Origin of the sequence: Streptomyces sp. enrichment culture (assembly GCF_964272855.1) — a bacterium.
Classification (GTDB): domain Bacteria; phylum Actinomycetota; class Actinomycetes; order Streptomycetales; family Streptomycetaceae; genus Streptomyces.
The window spans coordinates 7663189-7682619 of record NZ_OZ186847.1; the positions used below are offsets into that span (position 1 = coordinate 7663189).

The 19431-nt window shown below is 72.0% G+C and carries 18 protein-coding genes and 2 pseudogenes; 11 read left to right on the forward strand and 9 right to left on the reverse strand.

Translation table 11 applies throughout. The annotated features are described in order from the left end of the window. Positions 1 to 24: 24 nt before the first annotated feature. The 4 genes from mftM to mdo all read right to left on the reverse strand — a co-directional run bounded on the left by mftM (position 25) and on the right by mdo (position 5078). Positions 25 to 951: a mycofactocin oligosaccharide methyltransferase MftM gene (mftM, locus tag ACSU6L_RS34095; RefSeq protein ID WP_437063158.1), complete on the reverse strand. Its 927-nt coding sequence runs from the start codon at positions 949 to 951 to the stop codon at positions 25 to 27. Between the two features lie 34 nt (positions 952 to 985). Continuing rightward, positions 986 to 2503: a VWA domain-containing protein gene (locus ACSU6L_RS34100; RefSeq protein ID WP_437063160.1), complete on the reverse strand. Its 1518-nt coding sequence runs from the start codon at positions 2501 to 2503 to the stop codon at positions 986 to 988. A 26-nt stretch (positions 2504 to 2529) separates the two neighbouring features. Next, positions 2530 to 3714, reverse strand: a complete 1185-nt coding sequence (locus ACSU6L_RS34105) for an AAA family ATPase (protein WP_437063162.1) — start codon at positions 3712 to 3714, stop codon at positions 2530 to 2532. A gap of 71 nt (positions 3715 to 3785) precedes the next feature. Then, positions 3786 to 5078, reverse strand: coding sequence for an NDMA-dependent methanol dehydrogenase (gene mdo / locus ACSU6L_RS34110; RefSeq protein ID WP_437063164.1), 1293 nt, complete (start codon positions 5076 to 5078; stop codon positions 3786 to 3788). A 369-nt stretch (positions 5079 to 5447) separates the two neighbouring features. Between mdo and mftA the strand changes: the two genes are divergently transcribed. From mftA to ACSU6L_RS34165, 11 genes are all read left to right on the forward strand, one after another. Beyond that, positions 5448 to 5561, forward strand: a complete 114-nt coding sequence (gene mftA, locus ACSU6L_RS34115; protein WP_437063166.1) for a mycofactocin precursor MftA — start codon at positions 5448 to 5450, stop codon at positions 5559 to 5561. A gap of 8 nt (positions 5562 to 5569) precedes the next feature. Then, complete coding sequence (gene mftB, locus ACSU6L_RS34120) at positions 5570 to 5863, forward strand: mycofactocin biosynthesis chaperone MftB (protein ID WP_437063168.1); 294 nt, start codon at positions 5570 to 5572, stop codon at positions 5861 to 5863. Continuing rightward, entirely contained in the window at positions 5860 to 7083 is a 1224-nt protein-coding gene (gene mftC, locus ACSU6L_RS34125; protein WP_437063170.1) for a mycofactocin radical SAM maturase, read from the forward strand. The genes mftB and mftC overlap by 4 nt, the downstream gene beginning before the upstream one ends. A 48-nt stretch (positions 7084 to 7131) precedes the next feature. Further along, positions 7132 to 8304 carry a pre-mycofactocin synthase MftD gene (gene mftD, locus ACSU6L_RS34130; RefSeq protein ID WP_437063172.1) on the forward strand — a complete coding sequence of 391 codons (1173 nt, stop codon included), beginning with the start codon at positions 7132 to 7134 and terminating at the stop codon, positions 8302 to 8304. A 1-nt stretch (position 8305) separates the two neighbouring features. Beyond that, positions 8306 to 9127 carry a mycofactocin biosynthesis peptidyl-dipeptidase MftE gene (gene mftE, locus ACSU6L_RS34135; RefSeq protein ID WP_437063174.1) on the forward strand — a complete coding sequence of 274 codons (822 nt, stop codon included), beginning with the start codon at positions 8306 to 8308 and terminating at the stop codon, positions 9125 to 9127. After that, the gene (locus ACSU6L_RS34140; RefSeq protein ID WP_437063176.1) at positions 9124 to 9909 is read left to right on the forward strand and encodes a mycofactocin-coupled SDR family oxidoreductase; all 786 of its coding nucleotides are present in this window, start codon (positions 9124 to 9126) and stop codon (positions 9907 to 9909) included. Before mftE ends, ACSU6L_RS34140 begins: the two co-directional genes overlap by 4 nt. After that, positions 9906 to 11402 (forward strand): mycofactocin biosynthesis glycosyltransferase MftF, encoded by a 1497-nt coding sequence (mftF, locus tag ACSU6L_RS34145; RefSeq protein WP_437063178.1) that lies wholly within the window; start codon positions 9906 to 9908, stop codon positions 11400 to 11402. Before ACSU6L_RS34140 ends, mftF begins: the two co-directional genes overlap by 4 nt. 94 nt (positions 11403 to 11496) lie before the next feature. Continuing rightward, positions 11497 to 13443, forward strand: coding sequence for an acetate--CoA ligase (gene acs, locus ACSU6L_RS34150; RefSeq protein WP_437063180.1), 1947 nt, complete (start codon positions 11497 to 11499; stop codon positions 13441 to 13443). A gap of 26 nt (positions 13444 to 13469) precedes the next feature. Further along, on the forward strand, positions 13470 to 14144 hold the full coding sequence (locus ACSU6L_RS34155; protein WP_437063182.1) for an SDR family NAD(P)-dependent oxidoreductase: 675 nt from the start codon (positions 13470 to 13472) through the stop codon (positions 14142 to 14144). Positions 14145 to 14240: 96 nt separating this feature from the next. Continuing rightward, complete coding sequence (locus ACSU6L_RS34160; RefSeq protein WP_437063184.1) at positions 14241 to 14804, forward strand: adenylate kinase; 564 nt, start codon at positions 14241 to 14243, stop codon at positions 14802 to 14804. 13 nt (positions 14805 to 14817) lie between these two features. Beyond that, positions 14818 to 15822, forward strand: coding sequence for an ATP-dependent DNA ligase (locus tag ACSU6L_RS34165; RefSeq protein ID WP_437063186.1), 1005 nt, complete (start codon positions 14818 to 14820; stop codon positions 15820 to 15822). Positions 15823 to 15935: 113 nt separating this feature from the next. Here the strand turns inward: ACSU6L_RS34165 and ACSU6L_RS34170 are convergent, their stop codons facing one another. The 5 genes and pseudogenes from ACSU6L_RS34170 to ACSU6L_RS34190 form a co-directional block, all read right to left on the reverse strand. Then, positions 15936 to 16235 (reverse strand): sulfurtransferase TusA family protein, encoded by a 300-nt coding sequence (locus ACSU6L_RS34170; protein ID WP_437063188.1) that lies wholly within the window; start codon positions 16233 to 16235, stop codon positions 15936 to 15938. Between the two features lie 5 nt (positions 16236 to 16240). Continuing rightward, positions 16241 to 16726: pseudogene (locus ACSU6L_RS34175) on the reverse strand (MFS transporter); the annotation flags it as partial. Next, positions 16717 to 17435 (reverse strand): annotated as a pseudogene (locus ACSU6L_RS34180) (trans-sulfuration enzyme family protein). The pseudogenes ACSU6L_RS34175 and ACSU6L_RS34180, both read right to left, overlap by 10 nt. A gap of 87 nt (positions 17436 to 17522) precedes the next feature. After that, positions 17523 to 18704: a cysteine desulfurase family protein gene (locus tag ACSU6L_RS34185; protein ID WP_437063190.1), complete on the reverse strand. Its 1182-nt coding sequence runs from the start codon at positions 18702 to 18704 to the stop codon at positions 17523 to 17525. Then, positions 18701 to 19378, reverse strand: a complete 678-nt coding sequence (locus ACSU6L_RS34190) for an ArsR/SmtB family transcription factor (protein ID WP_437063192.1) — start codon at positions 19376 to 19378, stop codon at positions 18701 to 18703. Before ACSU6L_RS34190 ends, ACSU6L_RS34185 begins: the two co-directional genes overlap by 4 nt. Positions 19379 to 19431: the final 53 nt, after the last annotated feature.

Below are 19431 nucleotides of genomic sequence, written 5' to 3' on the forward strand. Positions count from 1 at the left end.
GGGCGCAGTTCGTGGGGGAGCGGCTCAGCCGGGCTCGACGACCAGCCAGCCGCCGTGGAAGGTGCCGACCGAGAAGCGGTGGCCCGTGCGGCGGCCGAGGCCGGCGAGTTGCTCCGGGGAGAAGCACCGCACGTGGCCGTACGCGGCGGTCGGCTCGTCCTCGTACGGCACGGCCACCACCACTCGCCGCCGGGCCAGCCGCAGCGCCTCGTGCACGACGGCGTCACCGTGCCCGGCGTCGAGGTGCTCCAGCACGTGGATGACGGTGACGGTGTCCACCGAGCGGTCGGGCAGCGGCACCCGGGAGGCGTCGCAGACCAGCGCGTCGAGCGTGCGGCCCCGGGCGCGGGCCACGGCGCCCAGCAGCCGCATGGTGCCCCGGGAGAGGTCGGAGGCGATCACCGTCTGCCGCTCCCGCTCGGCGAGCAGCAGCGGCAGGAAGCCGAAGCAGGAGCCCAGGTCCAGCACACTGCCCGGGGCGACCAGCTCCAGCGCGCGCCGGTACACGGGCGCGAATCCGGCGATCGAGGAGTGTCCGGAGGGCTCCGGGGTCCGCCAGTACTGCCGAATGCGGGCCAGCGTGTTGTCGTAGAAGGTGGTCCAGGCGGGCAGTGGTCCGTCCACGCACGAGCGCACCACCCCGGTGAAGACCCGCTCGAAGACATCGCTGCCGGACAGCCAGCCGGGGGCGAACAGCTCCTCGGCGAGCAGCCCGGCAAGGTCGTTGTCCAACTGCTCGGGGCGCAGCGAGTGGCCCAGTTCGACACGGCGGCCACGGCGGCGCAGCGTGAAGTGCTCGGTACGGACGATCGGCGGGGGGACCTCGCGCCCGGGAACGGGCCTGTCGCGGATCACGCGGACCACAGGGTCGGCGTACAGGCCGGGCGCGCCCGGTGCCAGCGGGTCGATGCGGCGCGCGGCGATCGCGCTGCGCAGGCTCGGAACACTCATGGCTGTGCTTCCCCTGACGGTGGGTGCGGTGTGTTCATCGGCCGGTCGCCTCCGTGGCCATCCTGTGGGCGGTGCGCTCCAGCCCGGCGAGGTCGGCGACCACCTGGACGCGGTCGCAGTACTCGGCGTAGCGGGGGAGGTCACAGGCGCCCAGTGCCCAGGAGTACCGTGGCTCCGGGGTCAGCCAGATGGTCTGGCGCACCCGTCGCGTGATTTCCGCGAACGCCTCGGTCCGCGGAGGATTGCCGTTGCCGCGGCCGTCACCCAGCACCAGGAGCGTGGTGCGGCGGCCCAGTGCCGGGGCGTGTTCGGTCAGCAGCGCCTCGAAGGTCCGGCCGTAGTCGGACGTCGCGTCCACGTCCAGCAGACCGCCGGCCGGCAGCCCGTCGAAGACCAGCCCCAGCGCCCGCTCCAGCGGGTGCTCGGCGAACAGCTCGGTGATCTCGGTGGGTTCGTCCACGAAGGCGTAGCTGCGGACCTGTCCGAACAGGGACTGCAGCCCGTGCACCAGGTGGAGGGTGAAGCGCGCCGTGGCCCGCACCGACAGCGAGACGTCCGCGAGGATCACCAGGCGGGGCCGGTCCTCGGCACGGGTGACGGTGACGGGCCGGAACGGTACGCCGTCGTAGCGCATGTTGCGGCGCATGGTGCGGCCGGGATGGACACGGCCCGTCGGGGTGTTGCGCTTGCGGCTGGTCAGGGCGCCGTGCACGTTGCGGCCCACCCTGCGCAGTGCCTCCTCCAACTGGCCGCGCTCGTCCTCGTCGATCGTTTCCAGGCGGGCTCGTTCAGCGATCCGGGCGGGCTCGACGGCCACGGCCTGTAGTTCCGCCAACCGGTCGAGATGCCGCTTCAGCAGCTCGGGCAGGTTCTCGATGACACCCGCCAACCGCTGCTTGAGCGTATCGAGTTCGTGACCATCGTCGGTCTCCTGGGTGAGCCAGCCGAGCAGGGCGTCCCGCTGGGCGACGGTGAGGGTCGTGTCGATGGGCTGCCCGGCCGCCGACGCGAGCCGTCCGGGAATCCCGGCGCCGTGCAGCCGCTCGGTCTCCAGCTGGACGGACGGGCTGTCGTCGCGCCCGACGGTCGCGCCGTCCTTGGACAGCACGATCTCGTCGGTCATCGAGCCCAGATCGATCTTGTTGGCTTCCTGGTGCAGGTTGTACTGCTGGGCCAGGTCCTGTTGGTCGAAGAAGTCGCGGATGTCGGACGGCTTGCCGTGGCTGTGCCCTTGCTGAGGGGTCTCGGACGGCTCGTCGGAGACGGTGAACGACTCCAGTTCGCCGGTGTCGGTCAGGTCGTCGTGCGCATGAGTGTGGCCGTGGCCGGCGGGGTCGCCTGCCACCGGGCGCAGCGAGAAGAACGCGGTGAACAACTCGTCGAACAGCGCGTGGTCGCGCCGATCCTTCACGAGCGTCATGCGCAGTGCCTCGCGCAGCGTCTCGCGCCGGGCGAGCATGCCGGGCTGGGCCGCCCCGCGCATGGCGTCCATCGCCTCCGACACGGATACTCGTAGCCCGAACAGCCGCAGGACGCGGACGAATCGGTGCACGCCGGCTTCCATGCACGCCTCCCCGGTCAGTCCGTACGGCGCCGCGTGACGGCGGCGAACGCTCGGGCGCCCTGGCCGGCGCCGGGGGTGGTGCGGTGCGTCGGTCCGGCGCCCGGGGCGCCGTAGTAGCCCTCGTCGTGTCGGCCCTGCCGGTCCATGGCGGCCCGTACCGCGTGCCCGTCGGCCTCCGCCGGTTCTCCGTGCCCGGGGCCGTGACGGTGAGCGCCATGGTGGTGATGGCCGTCGTGGTGATGGTGGTCGGGTTCGGGCAGTGTGCGGTTGGGGTCGACCAGGCGCGGCAGGACCTCCAGCGCGCGGTGCAGGTCCCGCTCGTACTTCAGAACCACGTTGGCGGTGTCGGCGAGAACCTCCGGGCCGAGTTCGTCGACGCCCAGGACCGCGAGGGTGCGCGCCCAGTCGACGGTCTCGGAGATGCTGGGGCTCTTGCGCAGCGGTAGCTCGCGCAGACCCCGTACCACGTCCACCAGATGGCGGGCGGTCGCCTCGGCAAGCCCGGTGTCCTTGGCCCGTACGATCTCCAACTCCCGCTCGGCATCGGGATAGTCGAGGAAGAGGTGCAGGCAGCGGCGCTTCAGCGCGGCCGACAGGTCGCGGGTGTTGTTGGAGGTGAGGACGACGAATGGGGGGACCTTCGCGGTGTACGTGCCGATCTCCGGCACCGACACCTGGTACTCGGCCAGGCACTCCAGGAGCACCGCCTCCAGTGCCTCGTCCGCCCGGTCGACCTCGTCGATGAGCAGGACCGCCGGCTGCTCGCCGCGCACCGCGTCCAGCAGCGGGCGGGGCGCGAGGAAGCGGTCGGAGAAGAAGACGCTGTCCTGCTCCTCGATCCGGTGGACGGCGGATGCCAGGTCGGGGGCGTCGGCCGTGAGGTCGCCGATCTTGTCCCGGAGCATCTGGGTGTACAGCAGCTGCTTGCCGTAGTCCCACTCGTACAGGGCACGGCTCTCGTCCTGGCCCTCGTAGCACTGCAGGCGCAGCAGCCGGCGCCCGGTGGCGGCGGCCAGCGTCTTGGCCAGCTCGGTCTTGCCGACGCCGGCCGGGCCCTCCAGCAGCAACGGCTTGTCGAGCCTGGCCTGCAGGAACACGGTGGTGGCGAGCCGCCGGTCGGTGATGTAGCCGTGGGCGGCGAACCGCTCGGCGACGTCCTCGACCGAGCCGAACGCAAAGTTCTCGGGTGTGGCGGGCACGGTTCCTCCGTCCGATGGGGCGGGAGCGGGGGCGGCGTCCCAGGGCACCCCCGCTCCCGGGCACGAGGTGCTCAGCCGAGCAGGTCGTCCAGGTCGCCGGTCATGCAGTGCTCGACGACGGGGCGCACCGTGTCGAACGTGCACTCCTTGGCGTTGCCGGGGGTGCAGGCGTCGCCGAGGACGTGGTTCGTGATGCGGTCGACGTCACCGGCGTCGCCCTTGATGACCTTCGCCTGCTCGTAGAACTTCGTCGGGCCCTGCCCGAGTCGGTTCTTGGAGTAGGTGTCCTGCTGGACATCGGTGAACTTCTCGGGGATGCCGACGTCACGCAGCAGCCGGATGCCCGCGGCGAGCGCCGCCTCGGCGGCCCGCACCTTCGTCATGCCGTGCGTGTCCACGCCCATGGCCTCGGCGATGTCCGCGAACCGCTCGTAGTGGGCCGGCATGTTGAACGCCCACACCCGGGGCAGCGCGATGGCGTTGTTCAGGCCGTGGTGGGTGTCGTAGAACGCGCTGACCGCGTGCGAGATGGAATGGATGATCCCCAGGCCACCGGAGTTGAACGCCTGCGCCGCGATGTACTGCGCGTACATCATGCCCTCGCGCCCCGCCAGGTCCTGGCCGTTCCACACCGCCTGCCGCAGGTGTCGTGCCGTCAGCCGGATGGCGTGCAGCGCGTTGCCCAGCGACGGCTGGAAGTCCAGCCGCGAGACGTACGGCTCCGAGGCGTGCGCGAGGACGTCGAAGCCACACTGCGCCGTGTAGTCCAGCGGGCAGTCGTAGTACAGCGTGGGGTCGTCGATGGCGAGGCTGGCCACCGAGGCGTCGTCGAAGGCCACGTACTTGTGCGGGTTGTCCGGGTCCGTGGTCGTGTCGGTGATGACGTACGCCCACGACGTCTCCGAACCGGTGCCCGCTGTTGTGGACACGGCGATGTGTGGCGGGTTCTTCGGATTCTCGGACTTGTTGAAGCCCTCGAAGTCGTTGACGCTACGGCCGTCGTGGGCGACGGAGATACGGGCGCCCTTGCACGCGTCGTGCGACGAGCCGCCGCCGATCGACACGAACGAGTCGCACTTGTTCTCCTGGTACAGCGCCACGGCGTCCATGACGTTGTAGTCCTTGGGGTTCGACTCGACCTTGTCGTACACCACGACCTCAAGGCCGTGGTACTTCATCGACTCGACGATCTTGTGCACCGTGTCGCTGCCGCGCAGACCGGTGGTCATCACCAGGGTGCGCCGGAAGCCGAGTTTCTTGGCCTCCGGGCCGATCAGCTCATGGGCACCCGGGCCCATCAGAGCCCTGGGGAAGGGGTGGAATTCCTTGATCGGGAACGGCTTGAGAAGTTCTTCGACCTGCATGATCGCGACATTCCTCTCCGCGGGGGACCGCGCGTGACTGCGTCGACTGCTCCGGTGCCGGCGGCGCATGACCGGTTGGAGCACGGACGTGCCGGAGTTCGTGGCGTGTCTCACCCTCCGGGAACTCGCCGCGGCACGACACCGGCCGCTCGGACGGCTGCGCGGCGTGGACGGACGGGTGGCGCCCCGTCCGATCGGAGAGGGGATGCGGTGGACCGGGGTACACCTGTCCGACCGGAGGGGGCGAGGACGGCCGGAAGCAGGGCGAGGCGAGCGCCGGTCCGGCCGTAGCGTCGAGTACGCCCCGGTCACCGCGAGCGGCGGGACCGGCACGCTCCCCGACTTCCCTTCCCCATCCGGAGGTTTGCCGTGAACGAAGACCAGGTCAGGGTCGAACAGGACACCATCAACGCCGTCGAGGAGGTCGTCGAGGAAGTCCTCGTCGAAGAGGTCTCGATCGACGGCATGTGCGGCGTCTACTGAGGCCCGCCATGACGTCCCAGGCGTTCGACGCGGCGCGCCCCTACCGGCTGAATCCCTCCGTCGCGCTGCGGCCCGAGCCGTTCGGGGCGCTCGCCTACCACTTCGGCAACCGGCGGCTGTCCTTCCTGAAAGCGCCGGAACTCGTCGAACTGGTCCGGGGACTCGACCGTCACCCCAGCGTCGGGGACGCCCTCGCCGGCGTACCCGACGCCCGGCGGGGCGCGTTCCTGCGCGCGCTGGCCTCCCTGGCCGCCGCCGACATGATCATTCCCCAGCGCAGTGGAACCGGAGCGCGGTCATGACCACCCTTCACGATCCCCCACCCGCCGAGCGCGTACCCGCCCTCGTCGAGCAGTTCAAGGGCGGACTGAACGCCCCGATCTGCCTGACCTGGGAATGGACGTACGCGTGCAACCTGTCCTGTGCGCACTGCCTCTCGTCCTCCGGGCGGCGCGACCCGCTGGAGCTGTCCACGGACGAGATCAAGTCCGTGATCGACGAGCTCCAGCGCATGCAGGTCTTCTACGTCAACGTCGGCGGTGGCGAGCCCACGGTCCGCCCCGACTTCTGGGACCTGCTGGACTACGCGGTCGCCCACCAGGTAGGCGTGAAGTTCTCCACCAACGGGCTGCGCCTGACCCCCGAGCGGGCCCGGCGGCTGGCCGCGACCGACTACGTCGACGTCCAGATCTCCCTCGACGGCGCCACCCGCGAGGTCAACGACGCGTTGCGCGGCCGGGGCTCGTACGACATGGCGGTCCGGGCCATGGAGAACCTCGCCGACGCCGGATTCCGGGACTTCAAGATCTCGGTGGTGATGACCCGTCAGAATGTGCCCCAGCTCGACGACTTCGCCGCGATCGCCGACCGCTATGGTGCCCAGCTGCGCATCACCCGGCTCCGGCCCTCCGGACGCGGTGCGGATGTGTGGGACGACCTGCACCCCACCGCCGAGCAGCAGTACGAGATCTACTCCTGGCTGCTCGGCCACGGCGAGCGAGTGCTCACCGGGGACTCGTTCTTCCACCTCAACGCGCTCGGCTCGGAGCCCATCCCGGGCCTGAACCTGTGCGGGGCCGGCCGTGTGGTGTGCCTGATCGACCCGGTCGGAGACGTGTACGCCTGCCCGTTCGCCATCCACGACGCGTTCAAGGCGGGCAACGTCCGCGCCTCCGGAGGCTTCGACCGGGTGTGGCGGGAGTCGGCGCTCTTCACCGAGCTGCGCCGGCCCTCCACCGGGGGAGCCTGCTCGGGCTGCCCCGCCTACGACACCTGCCAGGGCGGCTGCATGGCCGCGAAGTTCTTCACCGGCCTGCCACTGGACGGCCCCGACCCCGAGTGCGTCAAGGGCCACGGCGCCGCCGCGCTCTCCGCAGTGGCACAGGACACCCTCCCGCGCCAGGGCAAGGACCACTCGCACCGGACGGTGCCGCTGGGCATGCCCGCCGTACGCACCGCCCGCCCGGACCGCATGTGCGACGAGAACCCGCTGGCCGGGATGCCGGCGAACCCGGCCGCGTGATCCCGCCCGCATGACGACGAACGAGGACCAAGCAGAAGGAGACTGGTGATGAGCGGGTGGTTCGAGACGGTCACCGAGGCCCAGCGAAGGGCGGGCAAGCGGCTGCCGAAGTCGGTCTACAGCGCACTGCTCGCGGGTTCCGAGAAGGGCACGTCCTACGACGACAACACCAAGGCGTTCGCGGAACTCGGCTTCGCGCCCCACGTCGCCGGGCTGTCGGCCAAGCGGGACCAGTCGACGACGGTCCTGGGCGAGCAGATATCGCTGCCGGTGATCATCTCCCCGACCGGTGTGCAGGCGGTGCACCCCGACGGCGAGGTGGCCGTCGCCCGCGCCGCCGCGGCCCGCGGCACGGCGATGGGCCTCAGCTCCTTCGCGAGCAAGCCGCTGACGGACGTGGTGGCCGCCAATCCGCGGACGTTCTTCCAGATGTACTGGATGGGCTCGAAGGACGCGATGCTGCGCCGCGTCCAGCACGCCTACGACGCGGGCGCCAAGGCGCTGATCGTCACCCTCGACTGGTCCTTCTCGCATGGCCGCGACTGGGGCAGTCCCAAGATCCCGGAGCGGCTGGACCTCAAGGCCATGGCCCGCTTCGCCCCGGAGGCGCTCGCCCGTCCGCGCTGGTTGCTGGACTTCCTCCGGTCCCGCAGCCTGCCCGACCTGACGGCACCCAACCTCACCGACCCAGGTCAGGACGCACCCACGTTCTTCGGAGCGTACGGCGAGTGGATGCAGACCCCGCCACCCTCGTGGGAAGACGTCCGCTGGCTGCGCGCGCAGTGGGACGGGCCGTTCCTGCTCAAGGGCATCTGCCGGGTGGACGACGCCCTGCGCGCGGTCGACGCGGGCGTCACCGCCATCTCGGTGTCCAACCACGGCGGGAACAACCTCGACAGCACCCCGGCCCCGATCCGCGCCCTGCCGGCCGTCGCGGAAGCGGTGGGCAACCAGGTCGAGGTCCTGCTGGACAGCGGAATCCGCCGGGGCAGCGACGTGGTCAAGGCGCTGGCACTCGGTGCGAAGGCCGTGATGATCGGTCGCGCCTACCTGTGGGGTCTGGCCGCGGGAGGGCAGAGCGGTGTGGAGAACGTCCTCGACATCCTGCGCGGCGGCATCGACTCCGCCCTGCTGGGCCTCGGCCGCTCCTCCGTCCATGAGCTGACCCGCGACGACGTGGTGATCCCGCCCGGATTCACCCGCACCCTGGGAGGGGCCTGAGATGCCGGCCGAACCCGCCCGGCCCGCAGGGGTCACAGCAGCGGGAAAGCCGGCGTCGGCGACGGCCGGGCCGGGGACCCGGCTCGCCGACCTCGCCTGGCCGGACCTCACCGACCGCGGCCCCCTGGTGCTGCTGCCCCTCGGCTCCTGCGAACAGCATGGCCCCCACCTCCCGTTGGACACCGACACCGCCGTGGCCGCGGCGGTCGCCGGGCGGGCCTCCGCTCTGCTGCGGGGCGAGATGGACGTGCTGGTCGCGCCGGCCCAGTCGTACGGGGCCAGCGGCGAGCACGAGGGGTTCCCCGGCACGGTGTCCCTCGGCCACGACGCGCTGCGCCTGCTCGTCACCGAGATCGGCCGCTCGATGCTGAGCTGGGCGGGCCGGCTGCTCGTGGTGAACGGGCACGGCGGCAACCTGGTGAGCCTGGCCGACGCGGTGACCGGGCTGCGCGGCGAGAGCCGGAACGTCGCCTGGTGGCCCTGTCTGCCGCCGGGCTCCGACGCCCACGCGGGCCGTACCGAGACCTCGATGATGCTGCGGCTGCGGCGTTCGGCCGTCCACGAGGAGCGGGCCGTCGCCGGACCGACCGACCCCGTCCACCTGCTGATGGACCGGCTCGTCACCGAATCCGTCCGAGGAGTCAGCCCGACCGGAGTCCTGGGCGACCCCTCCGGGGCCCGCGCAGGCGAGGGCGAACGGCTCCTCGACCGTATGGCGGACCGCCTCGCCGCCGACATCCGGGCCTGGCGGGTCTCGGGGCGGGGCCGGCTCGGCTCGCCCGAACGGCGGCCTGCCCCCGTACCCGCGGGAGCCGGGCGATGACCGGCCCCAGGGTCGCCGTGGTCACCGGTGCCGCCCGGGGCATCGGGGCGGCGACCGTGGCCGGGCTGGCCCGCCACGGCTGGGCGGTGGTCGCCGTGGACCGCTGCGCCGACGACCCCGACGTGCCCTATCCCCTGGCCGAGCCCGCGCAACTGGAAGCCCTGGCCCGCGAGTTCCCGCTGGTCCGAACGGTGCGTGCCGACGTCCGCGACGAGGCCGCGCTGCACGCCGCCGTCGAGACGGCCGAGCACGAGTTCGGCGGTCTCGATGCCGCGGTGGCCGCGGCGGCCGTCATGCTCGGCGGCGGCCCGGTGTGGGAACAGACCGACACGCAGTGGCGCACGCTGCTCGACGTGGACGTCATGGGCGTGGCCCACCTCGCCCGCGCGGCCGTACCCGCCCTGCTGCGCCGGCCGCAGCCCCGCACCGGGCGGTTCGTCGCACTCGCCTCGGCCGCCGCGCACCGCGGGCTGTGGGGGCTCGGCGCCTACTGCGCCGCCAAGCACGCCGTGGTCGGCCTGGTCCGCGGCCTGGCCTGCGACCTGCGGGACACCGGCGTGAACGCGGTCGCGGTGTCACCGGGGTCGACGCGCACGGACATGCTGCGGGCCACGGCCGACCTCTACGAGCTGCCGGAAGTCGACAAGCTCGCCGAACAACAGCTCACCGGACGCCCTCTGGAACCCGAGGAGGTGGCCGCCGTGGTCGCCTGGGCCTGCTCTGCCGACTCCTTCGCCGTCACCGGCTCCGTACTGCACGCGGACGGAGGTTTCACCGCATGACACTCGAACGGCTGCCCAAGACGTCCGTGGCATCCGCGCCGGGCAGCCGGCTCGCCGCCCCCGCGCACGTCACGCTGCCCGACGGGTTCACGGTCGAACTGGCCGCCGGCACGCACCGGTCGAGGGACGGCCGACTCATGGTCGGCGGTTCACCACTGCGGCTGGTCAGACTGACCGCCGCGGCGGTCCGCCGGCTCGGTGACGGCCGGTTCACCGTGACCGACCCGGCGAGCGCCGCGCTCGCCCGGCGGCTCCTGGACGCCGGCCTCGCGCACCCGCGCCTCGCCCCGGTGCCGGTCGCCGACACCACTGTCGTGATTCCCGTCCGGGACCGCGCCGACCAACTCGACCGGCTGCTGAGCGCCCTGCGCGCCGACCCGGAAACCTCGGACCTGCCGGTACTGGCCGTGGACGACGGCTCCGACGATCCCGCCGCCCTGTCCGCCGTGGCCGGCCGGTACGGCGCACGGCTGCTGACCCACCCGAGCAACCGGGGCCCGGCGGCGGCCCGCAACACCGGGCTGCGTCACGCCCGTACCCGCTACGTGGCGTTCTGCGACTCCGACGTCGTACCGGAACCCGGATGGCTCGCCGCCCTGCTGGCGCAGTTCGCGGATCCCGCCCTGGCGCTCGCCGCACCACGGGTGACCGCACTGCCCGTGTCCGCTCCCGGGCTGCTGGACCGGTACGAGGAGATCCGCTCGCCGCTGGACGTGGGCGCGGCAGAAGGACCGGTCGTGCCCGTGTCCGCGCTCTCCTACGTGCCGAGCGCGGCCATCGTGGTCCGGCGTGGGGCCGTCGGCCCCGGCTTCCAGGAGGCCATGCGCGTCGGCGAGGACGTCGACCTGTGCATGCGGCTGCACGAGGCCGGCTGGCGGCTACGGTACGTCCCCTCCGTCCGCGTGGGCCACCGGCACCGCACCGACCTGCGCAGCTGGCTGGCTCAACGGGCGGGGTACGGCACGGGCGCCGCCGACCTGGCACTGCGTCACCCCGGCCGCGTGCCGCCGCTGTACGCCGCCCCCTGGTCGCTGGCCGCCTGCGCCCTGCTGCTGCGCGGCAGGCCGGCCCCGGCGGCACTGGCCGCAGCCCTGACGGGAGTGACCGCTGTGCGCGTGGCCCGCAGGATGCCCGACGCCGACCATCCGGCGCGCGCGGGCGCCCTGCTCTCGCTCGCCGCTCTGCGAGGCACCGCCGAACAGCTGCTGCGCTGCGCCACCCGGCACCACTGGCCGCTCGCCGTCGCCGCGGCCGTCGTCGACCGCCGCGCCCGGCACGCCCTGGTCGTCGCAGCCGTGGCCGAGGGGCTGCTGGACCACCACCGCTCGGGCAGCCCGCTCCCCCCGCTCGCCCACACGATGCTCCGCCGCCTGGACGACCTGGCCTACGGCTGGGGCGTCTGGCAGGGCGCCGTACGCCGCAGGACCGCGGCACCGCTGAAGCCCCGTCTCGCGCTGCGCATGGTGAGCCGCTGGACCGCAGCGCGGCCGTAGCCGCACGCCGCCGCACCAACCTCACGCCAACCCTGTCCGGCCACCGTGGCCGCACTCGCCCCCTGGAATCGTCCCGGCACCTTGGAGGACCCACATGTCTCCGCGCTCCGACCACCGCGTCCGCCCCGACTTCCCGCCCACCGCAGCGGGCGACGCGGTGCCCGGACCGCTCGGGCAGGCCGGCGACGACCCTCTGGCGTTCTGGGCGCGGCAGGCGGAGCGGTTGCACTGGGACACCGAGTGGACCAGGGTGCTCGACTGGTCGGACGCTCCGTTCGCCCGCTGGTTCACCGGAGGCCGGCTGAACGTGGCCTACAACTGCGTGGACCGGCACGTCGAGGCCGGCCACGGCGACCAGGTCGCCTTTCACTGGGAGGGCGAGCCGGGCGATACCCGCACGATCACCTACGCCGACCTTCGGCGCGAGGTGTGCAAGGCGGCCAACGCCCTGCTCTCCCTCGGCCTTCGGGCCGGGGACCGGGTCGCCATCCAGTTGCCCATGATCCCTGAGGCCGTCTTCGCCATGCTGGCCTGCGCGCGACTCGGGCTGCCGCACAGCGTCGTGTTCGGCGGGTTCTCCCCGGCCGCGCTCCAGTCCCGTATCGAGGACGCCGAGGCGCGGCTGCTGATCACCTCGGACGGCCAGTACCGCCGGGGCAGGGCCGAGCCGATGAAGGCCAACACCGACGAAGCCACCCGGAACACGCCCTGCGTCGAGCACGTCCTGGTGGTCCGCCGCACCGGCATCGACGTGCCCTGGACCGACGGCCGGGACCTGTGGTGGCACGAGCTGGTGGACGCCCAGCCCGATCAGCACACCGCCGAGGACTTCGACGCCGAGCACCCGTTGTTCATCCTCTACACCTCGGGCACGACCGGTAGGCCGAAGGGCATCCTGCACACCTCGGGCGGCTATCTCACGCAGGCCGCCTACACCCACGGCACGGTCTTCAGCCTCGATCCCGATGCCGACGTCTACTGGTGCACGGCCGACATCGGCTGGATCACCGGGCACTCGTACATCGTCTACGGGCCCCTCGCCAACCGCACGACATCGGTGATGTACGAGGGAACGCCCAACACTCCGCACGAGGGACGCCACTTCGAGATCATCGAGAAGTATGGCGTCACCGTCTACTACACCGCCCCCACCGTCATCCGCACGTTCATGAAATGGGGCGAGGACATCCCGGCCCGCTATGACCTGTCGTCGATCGGTGTGCTCGGCAGCGTCGGCGAACCCATCAACCCCGAGGCGTGGCGCTGGTACCGCAAGCACATCGGCGGCGACCGGGTGCCGGTCGTCGACACCTGGTGGCAGACCGAGACCGGCGCGATCATGATCGCGCCGCTGCCCGGAGGGCCGGCCGCAAAGCCCGGCTCGGCGCAGACTCCGCTGCCGGGGATCTCCGCCAAGGTCGTCGACGACCAGGGCAGGCAGGTCGGCAAGGGCGAGAGCGGCTACCTGGTGCTCGACCAGCCCTGGCCGTCCATGCTGCGCGGTGTCTGGGGCGACGGCGACCGCTACCGGGAGACGTACTGGTCCCGCTTCGCCGCGCAGGGCTACTACTTCGCCGGGGACGGCGCCCGCTACGACGAGGACGGCGACATCTGGCTGCTGGGCCGGGTCGACGACGTCATGAACGTCTCCGGGCACCGGATCTCCACCGCCGAGGTCGAGTCGGCACTCGTGTCTCACCCCGCGGTGGCCGAGGCCGCCGTGGTCGGCGCCTCGGACGCGACGACGGGCCAGGCCATCGTCGCCTTCGTCATCCTGCGCGGCGGCACTGCCCGGTCGGCGGGGGACGTCACCGATGTGTTGCGCGAGCACGTGACCCAGGAGATCGGTCCCATCGCCAAGCCCCGGCAGATCATGGTCGTCCCCGAGCTGCCCAAGACCCGCTCCGGGAAGATCATGCGCCGACTGCTGCGGGACGTCGCGGAGAACCGCGAAGTCGGCGATGCCACCACGCTCGCCGACGCCTCGGTCATGGACTTGATCAACGCCGGCCTGGCCGAGGGATCCCCGCAGGCCGGGTGACCGGCGCTGTGCGAAGGGAGACGGACATGGGACGCGCAAGCACCTCGACCGGTCGGGTCGTGCTCGTCACCGGTGAGGGCGACCTCGCCGCCGCCGTGGTGGGAAGCCTCGCGGAGCGCGGCGCGCACGTGGTGCTCGCGGGCTCCGAGGCCGAGGACGCCCACCGGGCGGTGCCACCGGGAGCGCCCCTCCTGGTGCTGCCCTGCGCACCCGGTGATCCGGCGGCGCTCGGCCGCGCCGTCGACACGGTCGTCGACCGTCTCGGCCGCCTCGACCACTTGGTGAACCTGGTCGCGACCCCGTCCCCTCCCGGCCCGCTGATGGAAATGGATCCGCTGGCCCTGCGCGACATCCTGCAGAGTGCCTTCGTGACCCCGCTGACCTGTGTCCAGCGTGCCTACTGGCGGTGGATGGCCGCGCACGGCGGATCGGTGGTCAACGTGGTCGCGGCCAGGGCACGAGGCGGGCCGCAGGACGCCGCCCTGGCCGGCCTGACCGAGCTGACCGAGTGGCTGGCCGCCGAACTGGCGCCCAGGGTCGACGTCCACGGCCTCGTGCCCGGCCCATCAGTGAACACCGGTGCGTACCAGGCAGGTGCGGCCGAGGCGGTGTGCGAACTCCTGACCCGCCGGCCGGACTCCACGCACGGACCGGTGCTCGTGCTCAGTGAGGATCCCGTCTGTCCTTCCCGGCCCTGGTGAGCGACGTACGCATGCACGGGGGACAACCGGCCGGGCATCGACGTGAACCGATCTCTGAACCTGCTTCTGAACTGACTCGAAAGGTGTGCAGCACTGATGCGACTCGTCCTCATCGGCCCTCCTGGAGTGGGCAAGGGCACCCAGGCGGCCGTGCTCAGCGAGCGGCTCGGCGTCCCGCACATCTCCACCGGAGACCTGTTCCGGGACCACGTGGCGCGCCGTACCCCGCTCGGACGGGCCGCTCAGCGGTACCTCGACACCGGCGAACTCGTCCCCGACCACGTCACCGGGGGAATGGTCCGGGACCGGCTCGCGCAACCGGACGCCCGGCACGGCTTCCTCCTCGACGGGTTCCCGCGTACGCTGCCGCAGGCGCGGGAACTCGCCGCCATACTGGGCGCGGCGGGCTCCGTACTGGACGCGGTGCTGGAGTTCACCGCTCCGGAAGAAGCCGTCGTGGCTCGACTGCTGGGCCGCGGCCGGCCGGACGACACCGAAGACGTCATCCGGCACAGGCAGCGGGTGTACCAACACCAGACCGCACCCCTGCTCGCCCACTACTCGGCCATCCTTCTGACAGTCGACGCCGTCGGCCCGGTCGAGGACATCACGGTGCGGGCCCTGGCGGTCCTGTCGGATGCGGAACGACGGGCCGGGTAAGCCATCTCGGCACATGGAGAAGGGGCCGGCGGCGGTCGAAACCGCAGGTACCAGCCCTGATCGGGACGAGGTCGAGTCCGCCGCCTCGCTGCTGGACGAGCTGCTGCCGCCGGGGGACGACGAGGCGGAGGCGGAGATGCGGCGCCTGCCGGCCACCCGCTACAGCACCGTCCGCCCCTTCCTGTCCCTGCTCGGGGAGTCGGCCGCTCTCATCGCCGTCGCGGCCAGCGAGTTGAGCGAGGCGCTGGTGCTGGACGGTGAGCTCGTCGTGCCGCACGAGGGGCGCCTGCATTTCGTGGAGTTGCAGCGCCGCGCCCGCCGCCGTGGCCGCGGAGCCATCGAAGCCGCTGCCGAACGCCCCGCTTACCTGATCGTTTTCGACGTCCTGGAGCAAGGAGACACCGAGCTGCTCGCCCGGCCCTACCGAGAGCGGCGCACGATCCTGGAGGATCTTTTCGCCCGCGACGTGCTCGCCGCCCCGTTCACCCTGTGCCCAGCCACCAACGACCGGGCGACCGCGCTGGACTGGCTGGACCCGGCCTGGGGCACGGCTGGGATCGAGGGCGTCGTGATCAAGGGCGGCGAACAGCCGTATCTCCCCGGAAAAAGGGCCTGGATCAAGGTCCGCTCCCGCACCACTGCCGAGGCGCTGATCGGCGGGGTCACAGGGACGCTGGCCTCACCGGCCACGCTGCTGCCGGCCCGCTACGACGCCGTCGGCAACCTACGGCTGATCGCCCGCACCACACCTCTGCCCACCGCCGAACGCCGTGACATTGCCCGTCATCTGCATCCGGCCGACCCCGATCACCCCTGGCACGGACGCCGGTTCAGCGCTGGCTGGGGGCCTGCGGCGAACTTCAGTACCACCCCGTGCGACCCGACCTCGTGGCGGAATTCCAGGCCGACACAGCAATCGATGCGGGCCTGTACCGGCACCCCGTCCGTGTCCTGCGGCTGCGTGACGACCTCACCGTGCAGCAGGTCCCGCCGTTCGGCACGTGACCGCGCCCGTTGAAGCGGCCGGCGCCACCGGGCCGGCCGGGCCAGCGCCCGGCACGGGGCGGAGCATGCTGGATTCGGGGTGCGGATCGGTCCCGAGCGAGGTTGCCGCCATGATCGATCTGGCCGTCAGCGGTGCTGTCCGGTGTGCCAGGGTGCGTTCGGCCGGGTGGGGCGTGCGTCTGCGCTCAGCCGCAGGGCGTAGACCGACCGGGTCGCGCTGTCGGCGACGGGGCCGAGGTAGGTGTGGCCGGTCAGGTGGCACCAGGCGGGCAGGTCGAGCGGGGCGGCCGGGTCGGTGGCGATGACGTGCACGAGGGTTTCGGGCTCGGCGCCGTCGATCTCCTTGCGCAGGCGCAGCAGCAGGGTGACGCAGAGCAGTCCGGTGCCGTCGACGGTGATGCCCGGCACGGGGGTCTCGTGGTGCATCGGGCTCACCGGCGGTAGGCGCTGGCGACGACGGCGGGCAGGAGGGCGAGGGAGAGGACGCCGCCGGTCAGCGCGAGGGCGGGGTAGCTGGTGGCGGCGACCATGATGCCGGAGGCCATGCCGCCGGTGGCGATGGCGATGGAGACGTCGACCAGGCCCTGGGTCTTGGCGCGGGTGGCCAGCGGGACGGTGTCGGTGATGATCGCGGAGCCGGAGACGAGGCCGAGGTTCCAGCCCAGGCCGAGCAGGGCGAGGGCGAGTGCAAGGAGGGCGACGGAGTCGCCGGGCGCGGTGGCCGCGAGGATGCCCGCGGCCAGCAGGGTGACGCCCGAAGCGGCAGCGACCTGCATGCGGCCGTAGCGGTCGACGAGCCAGCCGGTGAGCGGGGAGGGCAGGTACATGGCGCCGATGTGGATGGCGATAACGAGGCCGGAGGCGGCGGTGCCGTGGCCGTGGTCGTGCATGTGGACCGGCGTCATCGTCAGCCGCGCATCTGCGCGTCCACGATGCGCTTCTGCTCGCCGGTGGCCAGCCCCGGGTAGTGGACGTGAGCGACGCGCGGGTGGGTGTGGAGGAAGGCGGCGACGGCCGCGGCGGTGTCTTTCTGCGCGCGGACCCGCACCGGCAGGGAGCGCAGGGAGCGGGCGAGGAGGAACGCGGTCTCGGGGGCGATGATCTGGCCGAGGTTCTTGCGCCAGCCCATCACCGGGGCGAGGTGCTCGGCGGGTCCGATGAGAACCCCGGCTGTCAAGTCGGAGTGCCCGCAGAGGTACTTGGTGGCGGAGTGGATGACCAGGTCCGCGCCGTGCTGGAGAGGGTTCTGGTTGACCGGGGTGGCGAAGGTGTTGTCCACCACCGTCAGCGCGCCGGCCGTGCGGGCCTGGGCGGAGATGGCGGCGATGCCGAAGACGGTCAGGGTGGGGTTGGCCGGGGTCTCGAAGAACACGACCCGGTGCGGCCGGTCAGTACCTCGGGCAGCCGCTCGAGTTCGTCGGCGCGCAGGAAGGTGGTGGTGATGCCGACCTGGGGGAGGTTGTCGCCGAGGAGTTCGAAGGTGCCGCCGTAGACCTCGCCGATGCACACGATGTGGTCGCCGGTGCGGCAGTGTGCGAGGAAGGTGGCGGCTTCGGCGGCCATGCCGGAGGAGAACGCCAGGGCCTGCTCGCCGGCTTCGAGGTCGGCTAGCTTGGCCTCAGACACTGCGGGTGGACAGTCCGTGCGCGCTGGTCTCGGTCATGCCTCTCCTGCTGCTCGTCGGATCTTCTTGCATCAGGCCGGTCGGCCCGCTCACTGCGCGGCAGCCGCCCGGACGAGGGTGGCTGCCGCCGACTCGATGTCCTCGGCCGTGCTCCAGCGGCCCAGGGACAGCCGCAGTGCGCCGAGCGCGCGGTCCGTATCGAGGCCCATGGTGGTGAGCACCGGGGAGGGTGTGTGGGTGCCGCTGTGGCAGGCCGAGCCGGTCGAGGCCGCGATCTGGCCGGCGGCCGCGAGGAGTTCGTGGCCGAGGACGCCGTCGACGCTGACATTCAAGGTGTTGGGCAGGCGCTGCTTGTCGGGGCCGTTGAGGTGCACGCGGCCGGGCAGCCCGTTGGCGAGCCGTTGGTGGAGATCGTCGCGCAGGGCCGCGATGCGGGCCGGGGCGCCGGAGGCCAGTTCGTCGGCCGCGAGTTGTGCGGCGGAGCCGAGCGCGACGGCCAGGGCGACGTTTTCCGTCCCCGCGCGCAGGCCGCGCTCCTGTCCGCCGCCGTAGACGACCGGCTCCAGCCGTAGCCCGTCGCGTACGAAGAGGGCGGCGGCGCCCTTCGGCGCGTACATCTTGTGTCCCACGATCGTCAGCAGGTCCACGCCCACCTCGCCGACGTCGAGGGGGATCTTGCCCACTGCCTGGGCGGCGTCGCAGTGGAACAGCGCGCCGTGCTCGTGGGCGAGCGCGGCGAGTTCCGTGACCGGCTGGAGGGCGCCGGTCTCGTTGTTCGCCGCCATCACCGACACCAGCACTGTGTCCTCGGTGAAGGCAGCGGCCAGGGCGGCCGGCTCGACGAGCCCGTCGCCGTCGACGGGCAGCACGGTCAGCCGTGCGCCGTGCAGCCGTTCAAGGGCCCGGCAGGTCTCCAGGACGGCCGGATGCTCGGTGGCCTGGGTGATCACATGCGGGTGCGGGCGCCCTGAGGCCAGGACCGCACCGCGCAGGGCGAGCAGATCGGCTTCGGATCCGGAACAGGTGAACACGATCTCGCGGGTCCGGGCGCCGATCAGACCGGCGACCCGGGCGCGGGCCTCAACAAGTGCCCGGCGGGGCTCCTGGGAGAAGGAGTGGCTGCTGGAGGGGTTGCCGAAGAAGTCGGTCACATGCGGCCACATCGCCTCGGCGACGCGCGGATCCACCGGCGTGGTGGCGTTGTAGTCCAGGTAGACCGGCCCGCCCGCCAGACCCGGGTGCGGCGTAAGGGCGCTGCCCGGGCCCCTCACGTCAGGCCCGAGGCATCGACGGGCAGCTCCGACAGCCGCCACTCCAGCATGCCGTCGTCGAGACGGACTGCCCGCCGCCCGCGGTCGGTCAGCAGCCGCACGGCGTCGTAGGCCAGCACGCAGTACTCACCGCGGCAGTAGACGACGATCTCCATCTCCTCGGGCAGCTCGCTGATCCGGTCCGCCAGTTCCTCGACCGGGATGGAGAGCGCACCGGGGATGTGCCCGGCCCGGTACTCCTCCACCGGCCGCACATCGAGCACGACGACGTCTCCGGCGGCGATCCGCACCCGAAGCTCCTCACGGCTGACCTCGCCGACGGCGTCCTCACCGAGATAGGCATCCCGGGCGGCGGGCACGGCGGCCTGGTGGGCTTCGGCGACCTTGCGCAGCAGCGCGAACAGCTGGGCGACATCGTCACCGGCGAGCCGGTAGTGGATGCGCACCCCCTCACGCCGGGTGGCGACGAACCCGGCCTGCTTGAGCGTCTGCAGATGCGCCGAGGCGGTGGTCAGGTTCAGCCCGGCCGCCTTCGCCAGCGCGTCGACGGTGCGCTCGCCCTGGGCCAGCAGATCCAGCAGTTCCAGACGCTTTCCGCTGGCCAGCGCCTTGCCGCTGGCCGCGAACGCGTCATACAGCCGCGCTTTCGTCGCGCTCTTCGTGTGCTCCGGCATGACATCCTCCATAAATCCATGGATTATTGTAGATGAGTGTGGTGGGTGTGACC